Origin of the sequence: Sorangium sp. So ce385, from assembly GCF_051474135.1 — a bacterium.
GTDB lineage: Bacteria > Myxococcota_A > Polyangia > Polyangiales > Polyangiaceae > Sorangium > Sorangium cellulosum_D.
In genome coordinates this window covers 11,498,845-11,513,326 of record NZ_CP150337.1, presented here as the reverse complement: position 1 = coordinate 11,513,326, position 14,482 = coordinate 11,498,845, and the positions used below count along the sequence as shown (strand labels likewise).

General features: G+C 71.0%; 12 protein-coding genes. 5 read left to right on the top strand and 7 right to left on the bottom strand.

The features are described from left to right. Positions 1-122: 122 nt before the first annotated feature. Complete coding sequence (dacB, locus tag WME83_RS42075) at positions 123-1,697, bottom strand: D-alanyl-D-alanine carboxypeptidase/D-alanyl-D-alanine endopeptidase (RefSeq protein ID WP_437315342.1); 1,575 nt, start codon at positions 1,695-1,697, stop codon at positions 123-125. Positions 1,698-1,855: 158 nt separating this feature from the next. Here dacB and WME83_RS42070 point away from each other — a divergent pair, with 158 nt between their 5' ends. After that, positions 1,856-2,371 carry a hypothetical protein gene (locus tag WME83_RS42070; protein WP_437315341.1) on the top strand — a complete coding sequence of 172 codons (516 nt, stop codon included), beginning with the start codon at positions 1,856-1,858 and terminating at the stop codon, positions 2,369-2,371. Then, positions 2,368-2,841, top strand: coding sequence for a hypothetical protein (locus WME83_RS42065; RefSeq protein WP_437315340.1), 474 nt, complete (start codon positions 2,368-2,370; stop codon positions 2,839-2,841). Before WME83_RS42070 ends, WME83_RS42065 begins: the two co-directional genes overlap by 4 nt. A 38-nt stretch (positions 2,842-2,879) precedes the next feature. Here WME83_RS42065 and WME83_RS42060 read toward each other — a convergent pair whose 3' ends face one another. Next, a complete protein-coding gene (locus WME83_RS42060; RefSeq protein WP_437315339.1) occupies positions 2,880-3,779 on the bottom strand; it encodes a fumarylacetoacetate hydrolase family protein in 900 nt (299 codons plus the stop codon). 444 nt (positions 3,780-4,223) lie between these two features. Here WME83_RS42060 and WME83_RS42055 point away from each other — a divergent pair, with 444 nt between their 5' ends. Then, the gene (locus WME83_RS42055) at positions 4,224-5,909 is read left to right on the top strand and encodes a CTP synthase (RefSeq protein WP_437315338.1); all 1,686 of its coding nucleotides are present in this window, start codon (positions 4,224-4,226) and stop codon (positions 5,907-5,909) included. A 163-nt stretch (positions 5,910-6,072) separates the two neighbouring features. On the opposite strand, the gene WME83_RS42050 is transcribed toward WME83_RS42055, so the two are convergent. Both WME83_RS42050 and WME83_RS42045 read right to left on the bottom strand, forming a co-directional pair. Continuing rightward, the gene (locus WME83_RS42050) at positions 6,073-7,035 is read right to left on the bottom strand and encodes an acyl-CoA desaturase (RefSeq protein ID WP_437315337.1); all 963 of its coding nucleotides are present in this window, start codon (positions 7,033-7,035) and stop codon (positions 6,073-6,075) included. 132 nt (positions 7,036-7,167) lie between these two features. Next, positions 7,168-8,160, bottom strand: a complete 993-nt coding sequence (locus WME83_RS42045; protein WP_437315336.1) for a diacylglycerol/lipid kinase family protein — start codon at positions 8,158-8,160, stop codon at positions 7,168-7,170. A 95-nt stretch (positions 8,161-8,255) separates the two neighbouring features. Between WME83_RS42045 and WME83_RS42040 the strand changes: the two genes are divergently transcribed. Further along, complete coding sequence (locus tag WME83_RS42040; RefSeq protein WP_437315335.1) at positions 8,256-9,578, top strand: hypothetical protein; 1,323 nt, start codon at positions 8,256-8,258, stop codon at positions 9,576-9,578. 36 nt (positions 9,579-9,614) lie between these two features. Here WME83_RS42040 and WME83_RS42035 read toward each other — a convergent pair whose 3' ends face one another. The 3 genes from WME83_RS42035 to WME83_RS42025 all read right to left on the bottom strand — a co-directional run bounded on the left by WME83_RS42035 (position 9,615) and on the right by WME83_RS42025 (position 12,755). Beyond that, positions 9,615-11,486 (bottom strand): hypothetical protein, encoded by a 1,872-nt coding sequence (locus tag WME83_RS42035; RefSeq protein WP_437315334.1) that lies wholly within the window; start codon positions 11,484-11,486, stop codon positions 9,615-9,617. 68 nt (positions 11,487-11,554) lie between these two features. After that, on the bottom strand, positions 11,555-12,082 hold the full coding sequence (locus WME83_RS42030; RefSeq protein WP_437315333.1) for a peroxiredoxin family protein: 528 nt from the start codon (positions 12,080-12,082) through the stop codon (positions 11,555-11,557). A gap of 145 nt (positions 12,083-12,227) precedes the next feature. Beyond that, positions 12,228-12,755 carry a TlpA family protein disulfide reductase gene (locus WME83_RS42025; RefSeq protein ID WP_437315332.1) on the bottom strand — a complete coding sequence of 176 codons (528 nt, stop codon included), beginning with the start codon at positions 12,753-12,755 and terminating at the stop codon, positions 12,228-12,230. A gap of 416 nt (positions 12,756-13,171) precedes the next feature. On the opposite strand from WME83_RS42025, the gene WME83_RS42020 reads away from it, so the two are divergent. After that, positions 13,172-14,413: a hypothetical protein gene (locus tag WME83_RS42020; RefSeq protein ID WP_437315331.1), complete on the top strand. Its 1,242-nt coding sequence runs from the start codon at positions 13,172-13,174 to the stop codon at positions 14,411-14,413. Positions 14,414-14,482 lie beyond the last annotated feature (69 nt).

Here is a 14,482-nt window from a genome sequence, read left to right as displayed (position 1 = left end):
AATGCTGCGCGGCCGCGCTGCTCGAGCCGCCGGATCCCGACCGTGCGCCGGAGCGCGCCGAGGCGAGCGGGGCTCGGGAGCTCGCCTCGGCAGCGACGTGACGGCAGCGGCGGGCCGCGAGCTCACGGCGCGCGTGCACCCCGCCAGAGCTCGTCGGCGAGCGCTCCGACGAAGTCGTCGATGGCCCTCCGCACCGGATCGATCTTCCCCGGGACCTCCGCGACCAGGACGGCGAAGGCGATCGGGGATCGGCCGGGCGGCGGGAGGATGTAGCCGGAGAGGGCCACGACCGAGGCGAGCGTCCCCGTCTTGGCCCGGATGGCGCGCTCCTTCGACCACCCGCGGAAGCGGCCGCGCAAGGTCCCGTCCACGCCGCCGATCGCGAGCTGCGCGGTGAAGTCGGCGCCGAGCGCCGGATGGAGGAAAGCGGCGCGGAGCAGCCGGACGATGGCCTCTGGCGACGCGCGGGCCGCGTCGAACAAGCCGGAGCCGTTCCGCAGGACGACGCCCTCTGCGAAGGCGTCGAGCTCGCCGAGGGTCTCGCCGACCAGCGCCGCCGCAGCCTCGGCCGTGCCGGGGCGTCCGCGCTTCTCGGCGGCGAGCGTCTTGAAGATCGTCTCTGCGTAGAAGTTGTCGCTGTCCTTCCCGAGGGCAGCGAGGAGCTCGCCGAGAGGCGCCGAGCGGTGAGCCACGAGGAGCCGCTTCTGATGCTCGCCGCCGAGCCGCACCTCCCCCGGGACCTCGACGCCCACTTCCTGCAGCATCTCCTTGAGCGTGTACGCAACGAGGAGGCGCGGATCATCGACGCGTCTGGCCACGCTCACCGCGCGGCCGCCCTCCGGGACGTGCCCGCTGAGGTGCGCGACGAGGCGCTGTCCGCTCGGCTCGAGCCGGACGCCGATCCGCTCGGGCGTGTCGCGCTTCGCGGTGGTCACGGCGCCACGGAGCACTACGAAGCCCGGAGGATCGATCGCCACGGAAGCGGGCTGGCCTGCCTTCGATGGCCGCACCGTGAAGAGCAGGGCGTTCGCGTTCAGCGACGCCGCCGCGACGGGGGCGCGGAAAGCCGCCCACTCGTCCGGCTGCTGCTCGAAGGCTGGAGGCACGAAGCGCGCGTCGAAGTAGCCCTGATCGATCGAGATCGCCGCGACCTTGCGGACGCCGGCCGCGCGCAGATCGCGCGCCATCTCCCAGAGATCGCGGGTCCTGAGCGACGGATCTCCCGAACCTCGGAGCACGAGCTCGGCGACGCTTCCGTTCGACGCGTCCCCGTAAAGGCCGGTCAGGTAGCGGTAGCCCGGGCCGAGCAGGCGCAGCGCAGCGGCGGCGGTGAAGAGCTTCGCGTTGGACGCAGGGTTGTACAGGCCGCGCTCGTCGAAGGCGGCGAGGGTCGCTCCGCTCGCGATGTCGAGCGCGAGCACGCCGACCCGCCCCCCCGCGCGCCGCACTTCGGCGGCGAGCTTCTCGACCTGCTCTCGAGCACGCCCAGGGTCGAATTTTCGGGGACCGAGCGCACCGACGGGCGAGCGGGGGGCGCTCGGGTCCCCGGGGACGTCGAGTGTGGGCTTCGCGGTGCGGGTCGAGCGCTCCGCGGGGGCTGCGCCGCCGTCGAGCGGCTGCGAGCCGCCGGGGCGGGCGAGGATCGACGAGAGCACGAGCGCGACCACGGAGAGGGCGCGGCGGGGATGTCGAGGCATGACGGCTCTCCGGCTCTACAATGTCTCCGCCGCGGGCGCCTCCTCCGGTCGACCGCTCGGCGCGGGCTGGCGATGCTTCTCGGAGTTGTCCTCGCAAAGGAGAGCTTGCTAGGGTGCGCGCAGGCACTCCTTCACGCTCTGTTCGAAGGGAGGACACCGTGTCCCAGCAGCATTCGACCCGCGCCCTCTTGCCGCTCATCATCTTCGCGGCGGCGGCATGCTCCGGCGCCAAGCCCAAGCAGGCAGGGGAAGACTACAACTTCGACCAGGCATATACCGGCGAGGCCGCACCGGCCGAGACGGGCAGCTCCGACGCCGCCGAGGCGAGCGCGCCATCGGACAGCGGCGGCGGGCTCAACGCCGACCAGAAGAAGCAGATGGAGATCGCGCTGCGGCGCGGCGGAGACAAGGCAGCGAACTGCGCCGAGGTCGTGCCCAACGCGCCGACCGGCGAGGGCGAGGTCAAGGTCGTGTTCGACGGCCAGAAGGGGCGCGTGACCGATGTGCTGGTCGGACCGCCGTTCGCAGGGACGCCCGCCGAAGCATGCGTCAAGCGCGCCTTCGTCGGAGAGATCGTGCTGCCGTTCGAAGGCGAGCCGCTCGAGGTCCCCTACACGGTGAAGCTGCCGTCGAAGAAGTCCGGCTCCGCCTCCTCCAGCACGAAGGCCCCATGAAGAGCGTCGCCCTCGCCGTCGCCGCTGCGCTCGCGCTCTCCGCGGCTTCCGCCGACGCGGAGGAGCCAGCGGCGCCTCCGCGGTACCCGCCGTCATCGGCGCGCGCGAAGGTCATCGTCGGCGGGGTGGCCGTGACGGCGCTCTCGTACGGTGCGGCGTTCCTGGCCGCGACCTCGTGGCCCGAGGTACCCGGGTCGAGCGAGCTGAAGATCCCGATCGCGGGCCCCTGGATGGCGCTCGCCAAGAACGGCTGCGCCCCGGATGATCCGGACTGCGGAGCGAAGCTGTATCTGCGCGGGGCGCTCACCATCGTCGGCGGGCTCGCGCAGCTCGCTGGCCTCGGCCTCGTCGCCGAGGGCATCTTCATGACCACGGAGGCGCGCGCTGTGCAGCCCGCGGCGATCACGGTGCGGCCGGCTCCGGTGATCACCGCGACCGGCATGGGAGCCGGCGTCGTCGGCACGTTCTGATCCACCGAGGACCACGCCTCGGCGATGCGTCGGCGCGCTCACCCGCGGCGCCACGGCGACGGGGCAGGGCCGCGGACCGGTTTCCCGCTCAGCCGTCCGATGCGCTCGATCATCAGCTCCACGGTGGCTCCGTACGGGACGGGCTGGCCGGCGCTCCCGCCGAAGACCCGGCCTGCTCCGACCACGTCGCCTGCGCGCAGCTCGATGTGGTTGCTGATATACGCGACGGATTCGGCCAGCGAGAAGGCCCACTCGCCGATGCGAGAGCAGGGGCGCGACGCCGTGCCGACGCGGGCCTGGGTCCGCAGCACCTCGACGGGGCCGAGCTCGTCGGGCGTGACCAGAACCGGCCCGAGCTGCGTCGCGAAGTCCCTCGCTTCCGACGGCGGAAGCCCGCACGCCAGCGAGCGCGCCTCCAGGCCGCGCGCGGTCCAGTCGCTCAGCACGGTGTACCCCGCGATCGCGCGCTCCACATCGTCCGGCGAGGCGCGCCGCAGATCCTCGCCGAGGAGCGCCGCCAGGTTCAGCTCGTAGTCGGGCTCGTTCTCGAGCGCGGGGAAGGGGATCGCTGCATCGTGCCCGACCAGCGCGCGGCTGTTGCCGAACCGATACCAGGGGCGCTCCGCGCCGTGCGCATAGGGGCCGAGCTGGATGTACGCCGCGCGATCCGTGGCGCAGGGCGGCAGCCAGAGGACGGTGGACGGGTGCAGCTCCGTCGACGAGGGGCGATCTCCGCTGAGGAGCCGATCGTCCAGCGCGTGGAGACCGGCACAGCGGAGCGCCACCACGCGCGTGTGAAAGTCGGACACGCCGCGGATGTCGGCGAGCTTCGTCCCGAAGTGACGCTCGAGCTCCGCGACGTCGTAGAGCGCGCCGTCCCGTTCCAGCGCGACGATCGGGGTGGACGTCGCGAGCTGGAGCACGTGGGCGATTCTCATGGCGTGGCCAGGCCGCGGAGCGCCGGCGGAGCGTACCATCCCGGTCCGCCGAAGCCCCGGGCCGACGGAGCCCCCGCGCCCGCGGCCGCGGTCGGGCCCGATCCGGAGGGGGCCCGGCCCTTCTTGGGAGATCGGATTGCCCTTTGCATTGACGAGCTGAGAGAGCGGCCTAGAATGCCGGCGGATTCAGAGCGGCATCACGTCGCGCAGGCTTGCCTCGAGCCCATCCGGTTGCAGACGGGCTCGCACGGCAGGTCAGGTTCTGTTGCCGGCGCGGGATCCCCTCGCGGGGGTTCCTCCGGCTTCGGTCCTGCTGACGGGGCCGTGCGGCTTGTAAGCCGGGCAAGGTATTTGCCGTGGACAGCCGAACCTCGCGGCGCTCACCTTTGAGCGCCGCCGAGGAACTGGTTACAGGCGCGCACACGGCGCAGCGGAGCGATGGTCATGAGCAAGCGGACCAAGTTCGTCTTCGTCACAGGCGGAGTCGTATCGTCGATCGGCAAGGGACTGGCCGCGGCCTCGATCGGGGCGCTGATGGAGTCCCGTGGGTTGAAGGTCACCCACCTCAAGCTGGACCCGTACATCAATGTCGATCCCGGCACGATGTCGCCGTACCAGCACGGCGAGGTCTTCGTCACGGACGACGGCGCCGAGACCGACCTGGATCTGGGCCACTACGAGCGCTTCACGCTCGCCCGGATGACGAGGCAGAACAACTTCACCACGGGGCGCGTCTACGAGGCGGTCATCTCGAAGGAGCGCCGCGGCGAGTACCTCGGGGCGACGGTGCAGGTGATCCCGCACGTCACGGACGAGATCAAGCTCCGCATCCGCTCCGCGGCGGATGGGGCCGACGTGGCGATCGTGGAGGTCGGCGGCACCGTGGGCGACATCGAGTCGCTCCCGTTCATCGAGGCGATCCGCCAGCTCAAGGTGGAGTCGGGCGCGCAGAACGCCATCTCGGTGCACGTCACGCTCGTGCCGTTCATCGCGACGGCGGGCGAGCTGAAGACGAAGCCCACCCAGCACTCGGTCAAGGAGATGCGCGAGATCGGCATCCAGCCGGACATCCTGCTCTGCCGCTGCGACCGGCCGCTCCCGCGCAGCATGAAGGAGAAGATCTCCCTCTTCTCGAACGTCGCCGTCGATTGCGTGATCGCCGCCGTCGATGTCGACTGCATCTACGAGCTCCCGCTGGTCCTCCACGCCGAGGGGATCGACGAGAAGATCACGGAGCTGCTCAACATCTGGGCGAGGCAGCCGGACCTGTCGTCCTGGCAACGCATCGTCGAGCGGTTCAAGAAGCCGTCGCGCGGCATCGTGAAGATCGGCGTCGTCGGTAAGTACGTGCACCTGCGCGACTCCTACAAGTCGCTCCACGAGGCGCTCGTCCACGGCGGGCTCCACAACGACGTGCGGGTCGAGCTCGAGTACATCGACTCCGAGCAGATCGAGGCGCGCGGCGCGCCCGAGCTGCTGTCGAACCTCGACGCGATCCTCGTGCCCGGCGGCTTCGGAGATCGCGGGACCGAGGGGAAGATCGAGGCCATCCGGTTCGCGCGCGAGGAGAAGATCCCGTTCTTCGGGATCTGCCTCGGCATGCAGCTCGCGGTCGTCGAGTTCGCGCGACACGTCTGCGGCATGGCGGGAGCGAACTCCGTGGAGTTCGATCGGAACGCCCCCTACCCGGTGATCGATCTGATGCCCGACCAGAAGGGGGTCGTCGAGAAGGGCGGGACGATGCGCCTCGGCGCGTATCCGTGCGTGCTGGACAAGAACTCGGTCGCCGCGGAGGCGTACGGGCAGACGAACATCAGCGAGCGGCACAGGCACCGGTACGAGGTGGCCAACAAGTACCGCGAGGCGATGGCGCAGAAGGGGCTCGTGCTCTCCGGAACGTCGCCCGATCAGCGGCTCGTCGAGATGATCGAGCTGCGCGAGCACCCGTACTTCGTGGGCTGTCAGTTCCACCCCGAGTTCAAGAGCCGCCCCCACAGCGCGCACCCGCTCTTCGCTCGGTTCGTCCGCGCCGGTCTGGAGCGCCAGCGCGAGCGCAGCAAGGCCGAGAAGCCGAAGCCTGGTGACGCCGCCACCGCTCACAGCCAGCAGGCTGCCTCGTCGGTGAATTAGTTCGCGTCCCACGCCGGAGAGCCGCGATGGATCTCCGGCCGCCGCGCCTCCGCGGATGCGCGGGGATGGCGCTGGTCATCGAGCGGGCTGTCGCGAGCGCTCCCGGCGAAGGCTGACCAAAGCCTCCGACCGGGAGAGGTTCGATGCCGAGCGACGCGTGCGGTCAGACGTCGCCGAGGCTCGGCTGGCCCAGCGGCGGGGCGTCGAGCGGCTCGACCGGCGCGGCCTGAGGGGCGAGGAGCGGCGAGCGCTCGCCGACCTCCTTGATCAGGTTCCGCTGCAGCACGTGCGCCGGCGCCGTCCTGAGGTCCCAGATCAAGCCGAGCTTCTCCATGCCGCGCAGGATGTAGAAGCTGACGTCGACCTCCCACCAGAAGAAGCCCTGGTTCGCGCTGCTCATGTAGTGGTGGTGGTTGTTGTGCCAGCCCTCGCCGAGCGTGATCAGCGCGAGCCAGAAGTTGTTGCGGCTCGTGTCGGTCGTCGCGTAGCGCCGCGAGCCGAACACGTGCGCGAGCGAGTTGATCGTGAACGTGCCGTGCATGAGGGCGCACGTCGACACGACGTAGCCCCACAGGAAAGCGTCGTAACCGCCCAGCGCGAAGAGCAGCGCGATCATGCCGAGCGGCCCGACCACGTGGTAGCGATCCAGCCAGCGGAGCTCAGGGAAGCCCGCGAAGTCAGGGATCCGCTTCAGGTCGAGCTCCTCGTGCTCGCGGCCGAGCCACCAGCCGATGTGCGCGTACCAGAACCCCCGACGGAGCGGGCTGTGCACGTCGCGCTCCGTGTCCGAGTACTTGTGATGGACGCGGTGCGTGCCCCCCCACCACAGCGGGCCCTTCTGCGTCGCCGTGGTCCCGAGCAGCGCGAGCAGGAACTGGAGGCCACGGCTCGTCTTGTAGCTCCGGTGCGAGAAGTATCGGTGGTAGACCGCCGTGATCGCGAACATCCGGACGAAGTACGTCGCCGCGGCGAGCGCCGCGAGCTTCCACGTGGCGCCTCGGACGATGGCGACCACGGTGCCCGCGTGGATCGCAACGATCCCCAGCACGTTGAAGACCTGACCGAGGCCCGGGCCAGGCTTCGGTACGACGACTCGTGTGGGGCTCGAGGCAGGGGCTTGCGTCATGGTTTCCAAGGTCCATGGAGCATCGAGCACGCCCGTCACTGGGGTTCACGACGCTGGTCATGATTCCGTCACGCAACGCGCGCCGCCCGCCACCCGGCGGATCGGGCGCACGTCGCCGACGAGCGCGCGGGCTCAGGGACGCAGGGTCAGGACGTCGATGGCCGGCCCGGCCGAGATCCGGATCTCGCTCGCCCGGAGGGGATCTCCGTCGAGGATATAGGGGCCGTCGCCGGGCGTCGGCGCGCCGGGCGCGGCGTCGAACCGGACCGTGAAATCGCGGACGAGATCGTCGAAGTGATCCCGGCCGCCGATCCGCCGGCCCGCAAGCACGAGCGGGGCGCGCGGGCCCAGCTCCCGGGGGGGTAGCGCGCTGGCGACGAGGTGCGGGCGCTCGAGATCCTCACCGGCCCGGTAGGTGACCCGCATGTGGATGCCGAGATCGCGCACCACGGACGAGCAGACGAGCGACCAGGCGCGCGGGGCGAGCCGCCGCCCCTCCACCTCGATCGTGCAGGGCAGCGGTTCGAGCACGCGCCGCGCGTAGGAGCCGCCGTAGAACGACTCGACGAACACCCGCGCCACGATGCGCGCCGCGGCGCCGTATCCGTCGCCTCCGCGCTCGTAATAGACGTCGAAGAAGCTGGCCACGAGCCCGGTGCCGAAGATGAAGCCGATGCGCTCCTCGACGCCGCCGCCGCGCGTCGTCGCTCGTGCGCGCAAGGTGGGCCGACGGACAATCCCAGAGAGGGCGGCGCCGCCGCGAAGGCTGCGAGCTTCGTGGACGATCCGCTCGAGGAGCACGGCGGGATCGCCCGTCATGCCCCAGTTGCGCGCGACGGTCGCCACGGTCCCGCCGGGCAGTAGGACCAGGGGCGGCAAGGCGCGCTCGCCGAAGGCGCGGGCGAGCGCCGTGACGCCCGCCATGAAGCTGCCGTCTCCGCCGGAGAGCGCGACCAGATCCGTGCCACGCCGCGCGATCCGGTCGCAGACCTCGGCGAGCTCCGCGACGTTCGAGGTCGGATGGAGCTCCGCAGCGCCAGCGCAGGCGGCCGACATGCGGTCGATGAGCGAAGGCTTCGCCCGGTGCCGGCGCGCTGTGGTGTTGACGATGACGTCGATACGCATGGGGCCGGGGCGTGAGCGCCGTATAGAACGGATTCCCCGGGTGGTCGAGCCGAAGGGGCTTCGAGCGCGAACTTCGGCGCGGTAAGAGTCGCCTCATGCACCGCGCGCTCCCCGGGTCGATCCTCGCCGGCCTCCTCTCGCTCGCCGCGGTCGTCGGCTGCGCGAGCTCGGCCTCGATGCGCGCGGCCGAGGCGGGCAGGTTCGACGAGCTGCGCCGCGCGCTCCACGACGAGCTGCGCCGCGGCGCGCTCGACAGCGACGACGCGCGCGCGATCGCCCGAGCGGTCGCGGAGGGGGAGATCTCGCGCGCGACGCCGCCGTCCGGGATCGATCTCCTGCGCGAGCTCCGGACCTGCGCGCGCCCGCTGGAGGACGCGCTCGCCGAGCGCGCCGCGGGCACGGGCGCGGTCGCGACAGCCGCAGCGATGCTCCTCCTCGAGGCAGGGCTCACGGAGCCCGAGCGCGTGAAGCTGTACGCAAACGACGCGGAGGCGGGGAGGTCCCCCGACAAGGACGCGGCGCTCCGCGCGCTGGTGGCGCGGGCCCTCGTCGCAGCCGAGGACGGCGCGGCGCGGCGCGCGCGGATGCTCGACGGCGATCAGGAGGTGCGCGTCTCGGCGCTCCGCGCCGCGATCGCGGCGGCGGACCCCAACGACCGAGGCGCGCTGCTCGAAGCGGCGCGCCTCGACCCGTATCCGCTCGCGCGGACGCTCGCGATCCGCGCCGCCGGTGCGCTCGGTGGTCGAGAGGTCGTGCTGGCGTTGCGCGATCTCTGGACCCTCTCGGATGAACCCGGGCGTGAAGCGATCGCCGAGGCGTGGGCCGCGCCGCGCGCGATCGACGCCGGCGGGCGCGCGCAGCTCCTCTGGGCGATCTCCACCCAGCGCGGCGCGCCCGCGATCGCCGCCGCGCGCGGGCTGGTCCGCGCCGGCGGCGACGGCGCCGGGGAAGCCGCCGCCGTCCTCATCAGCGCGATCCGCACGAGCCAGACGAGGGACCGCGTCTACGCCATCCTCTCCGCGCCGCTCGAGGACGCCGAGGTGCGAGCCGCGCTCCTCGAGGCGCGGGGCGATCCGGATGACGCCGTCGTCTTCGCCGTCCACGCCCGCCACGTCGATGCCCCGCCGCACCTCGTCGCCACGCGCGAGCGCACCGCCGCGAGCGCGTGGCTGACGAAGCTCGCCACGGGCACGTCGACCCGCGCGGTGCTCGCGCGGGGCGTCCTCGCCCGCGCGGGCGTCAGGTCCGTCGTGCCGCTCCTGGAGCGCGATCTCCAGTCCCGGGAGATCCCGGTCCGCGAGGCGGCCGGCGTCGGCCTGGTCGATCTCGGCGAGATCCCGCGCGCTGCCCCGCTGGTCGCCGACGCCGATCCCCGGGTCAGGCGCGCGGTGGCCTGCGCGATCCTCAGCGCGTCCTGACCGCCGCCGGCGGCCGCGCGCGGCGCGCTCGTCCGCTCAGAACCTCGAGACGAGCTCGAGCCGCGCGCCCTCGAACGGAGGGAAGGTCCGGCACACCCCGGAGACGCAGCGCAGTCCCCCGCGCCGCTGGCCGACGAAGAGCTGCGCCGTGTCGACGATCTGATCGAGCACCGTCCTCCTCGAGCCGGATTTCCACTGCAGCCCCCCGCTGAAGAAGTGGCAGAGCTCGCCGTCCTTGCCGGGCGCGCAACCAGGTTGAGACGTGTACTCGTAGCCGAAAATTGCGGACAGGTGGGGCGACCACTGGAGCGCGAGGTAGTTGTCCCCTTCGACCCAGGACGACTCGAAATTCTCTGGCCTGTAGCGGCGGCGGTTGTTGCCCTGCGCCTGGACAGAGAACGCGCCAGCGAGGTGCTTCACGACGTCGTAGCGGACGTAGCCCTCGCTGTAGAAGGCGCGCTCCGGCTCGGCCTCGTCGGATTGTCGAGCTCCGGCCCACGCGCGCACGTGCGAGCGGCTGCGGTCGAAGTGGAGCTCAGTGCCTGCCGCGACGTCCCACGTGTCGGTGCGGTTCGCGTCCTCCTCGATGCAGCCCTCGCTCGCCTTCTCCGTGAAGCTCACGTAACGACCGACCCAGGCGTACACGGCCAGGCTCCGGTCGAAGCGGTAGTCGACCCGCCCGCGCCCGCCCGTCACGCAGACGTTCGGCGCGCCGATCGGCTCCACGTAGACGGGCTCCGCCGTGGGAGGTTGGTTGTACGCGAGGCCCTTGTACTCGGGCGCGCTGAAGCCAGGGTTCAGCGGGTCGACATCGATGTTGGCCAAGAGCGACGCGAAGCGGCGATAGTGCTTCCCCTCGAGCGACACGGCGACCGGCCCGCTGCGGGCGTTCGCCGCCGCGTAGATCGCGTAGCCTGGCCGGACGCGCTGGCCCTCTTCCGTTCGGCCCGGCTGGCCGGCCACCTCGACGTAGACGTCGCCGTGCTCCGCGATCGAGGGGACGCCGATCGAGCCGCTGATCGTGCCGACCTCGCCGCGGAGGAGCGCTCCGTTCGCGGCGAGCTGCACGCCCTTCACCGCCACCTCCAGGCTTCCGCCGAGCACGGTGTCCTCGACGTAGCTCGGCTGCGCCTCCGCGACATGCGTGACCGGGCGCGGATTTCCCTGCGGGTCCACGGTGGACTCGTGCGTGATCAGGTCGCCCGCGCTGTCCGCGTCGGGGAACCCGAAGAAGAGGGGTGACCCGGAGCCGTGCAGCCGCCTGCCGCTCGCGCTGTCGATGCGCAGCGGGTTCAGCTGCCCGGCGAAGGCCGTGGCCTTGAGCCGGAGGAGCGTGAAATCGTGCTCGAACGCGAGCCTGCCGCCTCGTACCGTCGTGTCGATGGCCAGCTCGTCCATCTTGCGCACGCTGAAGACCAGGCCGCGCCCGAGCTGGGCGTAAAAATCACCTGCCGTCGCCTCGATGCCTGGCTGTGTGTAGGTTATCCAGAGCTTCGCCGGATAGACCGTGTTCCGGTACCGCGAGTGGAGCTCCCGCCTGGCGTCGTTGAGCTCGAACAAGACCTCCTCGTCCCGGATCTTCTCCAGCAGGTCGACGCTGGTCGCCGACGGCGTGCCGACGTAGAAGGCAGCGTCGATCCGGGCGCCGAGCTGAAGACGCCACCAGCTGATCTGCGCGTCCAGCCGGTCGAGGATCTCGCCGTAGTGGTCGTCGAGGTAGCGCGCCGCGTACCGAGGATCGTCGTTCCGGTTGTCGAAGTGGTACACCGCCGCCGCGGTGTTCACGACGTCGACGGCCATCGGCTGGCCGCCGACGTCCTGGAAATCGATCGCCGCCGCGGGGCCGGCGGCGAGGAGGAGGGACGCTGCGGGCAGACCGGCGACGGCGGCGTGGAGCAGGGAGCGCACCTCGGTTTCCTACCACGGACCTACGGCCCGTGGAGCCCGGCGCGGCGCCGAGCGCGAGCCCTCCGCGCCTACGGCAGGCCGAGCGCCTTCTCGACGTGCTCGGTGAGCAGCGCCTCGTCGCCGGGCTGGTACCCGCCGCGCTTGTGAAGAATCGAGCCGTCTCGGCCGATGAGCACGGAAAACGGGAGCTCGCGCTTCGGGTTGTACTTGGCGGCCACGGTCGTCTCCTCGTCGAGGAGCACGGGGAAAATCATCTCTCTGTCGTGCGCCGTGCTGCTCACCTGCGCGCGGGACTCCGGCCCATCGAGGGAGACGGCGAGCACGACGAACCCCTTGTCCTTGTGCTTCTTGTAGAGCTCGACGATGTGGGGCATCTCCGCCAAGCACGGATCGCAGGTGGTCGACCAGAAGTCGATCAATACGACGCTCTTGCCGGCATAATCCGAGAGCCTGACGGTCTTGCCGTCCAAGGCGGGGAGCGAGAAGTCCGGCGCAGGGCTCGCCGCCGGGCCGCCGGAGGCGGCGCCGCACGAGGTGGTCGCGAGGCCGAGGACAGTGAGCGCCAGCGAGAGTGCGCAGCGGGTGATTCGGTTCATCGAGGGCTTCCGTCGCGGAGGGCCGGCCTGAGCGGCCGACCGGCTTGAGGTCTCAACGTCGCGGACGCCGCGAGCGGCGCCCTGGCAGCTTCTCCCGCGGGCGCGCCGAACGGTGGCTCGGCGGCGCGCCCGCGCGGCGGATCCTTCAGATCTCGCCGTTCATGATCTTCTCGAACGTCCGCCAAAAACTGCTGTTCTCCTCGGGCACGCCGGCGACGACCTCGATGATGGTCATGTCCTTCGTCCTGACCAGCATGTTCGCCGGGAACGCATCGGCCTGGAAGAGCGCGCCGAGCTTGTACGACGGGTCGATCGCCGACGGGTACTGCACGTCGTACGTGGTCGTCCAGCGGTACAGGTCGCGCGCCACCGCGGGCTCACCCGGGTTCCTCCCGTCGGCGAGCTGGACCAGGAACTCTCCGCCCAGCGGTTGATACTTCTCGTAGAGCCTGGGCAGGACGGACTCCGCCTCGATCTTGCAGGGGCCGCACCACACGGACGAGACGTCGATCAGCAGCACCTTCGGCTTCGGCTCGCCAGCGCCGTAGGGCGAGCCCTCAGGAAAGACCTCCTCCCCGGTCGGGTTGTAGAAGTCGGCGAGCTGAATCGGCTGCATCGTGTCCTTGTGTTCGGCGGCGTTGGCGTACCCGACGAACTGATAATTCGCGATCACCCGGCCGGGGCTGATCCCATACGGCCCAGCCGGATATTGAGCAGCGTTGGCCGCAGGCTGACCCGTCCCTTCAGGAAAAGGAGGAGCCGGGATGGGATCCTCTTCTCCCCCGCAGCCGACGAGCCCCAGGGCTGCGACGACGCCAAGGCCCATCCAAACGAGAACTGCGTCCATTCGCATGATGCCACCGCCTGAAGTATGGTGTAGGAGTGCTCATTCTTCTGGGCGGCACGGGGGGCGTCAAGGGCAACCTTGTCGCCGCCGCTTCGCTCGGGGGCTCGTTTCCGCAATCTCCGGCCAGGCCCGCCGTGCCTGCCCCGATCCGCGGGTGTTTCCCGCGCTGAGGTCCTATGCAGCAGGTTGTCGCCTCTCACAGCGCCGTTCGGCCCCGTCTCCGTCGTATCCACGCCTTCCTGATGCTGGGCTTGCTGGCGAGCGGGGCGGCCCTCGCGAGCGGCGCCTGCTCGTCGTCGGACGCGCCTCGGGACGAATGCTTCGGAGGCGTCGTCGTCAACGGCGTCTGTGAGGGCAAGTGCAGGCCGGAGCTCTGCCTGGCGGGCAACACCTGCGTCGGAAACCGCTGCGTGCTCGAGTGCAGCAGCCACCTCGAGTGCACCCCGGGGCTCCAGGACTGTGTGCCCGCCGTGGAAGACGACACGGAAGCCAAGATTTCCGTTTGTAGACCGAACGGGAAAATGGTGGGTTTTGGCGCACCGTGTCCGTTCGGTTTCGAATGCGGGCAGTTCGGGCGCTGCCCCGACGACACGCCGTGCAACCCGATGCAGTGCAACGGGAATCCCGGCGAGTGCCAGCGCGACGCCGCGGCATGCGGCGACAACCCCGCCTGCACCGCCGGCAAGTGCAGCGACGGCAGCTACTGTTTCATCCCGACCTGCGCTCCCGACCAGTGCTCCTCGCTCGGCCTGGAGTGCCTCGGCAAGGGAGAGGGCGACGCCGAGGCGTACTGCACGCAGCCGCATTGCGAGAGCGACGCCGACTGCCCCGGCGGCTTCGAGTGCACCGTGACCCGCGACCCTCACGCGATCTGCGGCACGGACAAGGGGAATAGCAGCTTCTGCGGCGAGACCGACGAGGAGTGCATCGACCCCTCCACGTTCGGCGAAGGCAACACCTACGAGGAGGGCTCGCTCTGCCTGCTGCGGAAGACGTGCGTCAAGCGCACGCAGTGCGCGCCGTGCAGCTCCGATGTCGACTGCTCGCTCGTCCTGGGGCAGCGCTGCGTCACCATCGGCGGCGAGAGCCGGTGCGCCAGGTCGTGCAGCGAGGACTCCGACTGCGACCTCGACTACCGGTGCGACGGCGACGTGTGCAAGCCGCGGTTCGACCGCTGCGTCGGGGATCCCGGCGGGTTCTGCCACCCGTGCCGCAACGACACCGACTGCGGCGACGCGGACTCCACGATGGAGTGCACCACCACGCTGCGCGGCCAGCGGGCGTGCCTCGACGCGGCGCTCCCCATCCGGTGCACCGAGGAGAACGCGGACGAGGTCTGCCCGAAGTCGCCCAGCGGGCTCGCCGGCGCGTGCGTGTGCGTCGAGACGAACGCGAGCAACGAGTGCGTGGACTCGCGGTGCTACCTGCCGTCGCGCCGGCTCGACCCGAGCGACCCGGGCTCCGTGGTCACCTCCTGCTGGTGACGGGGCCGGCCGGACGCGGGGCGGCCGGGGCGCCGCCCCGCGGCGAGGCGAAGGCGAGGCGAAATCGAA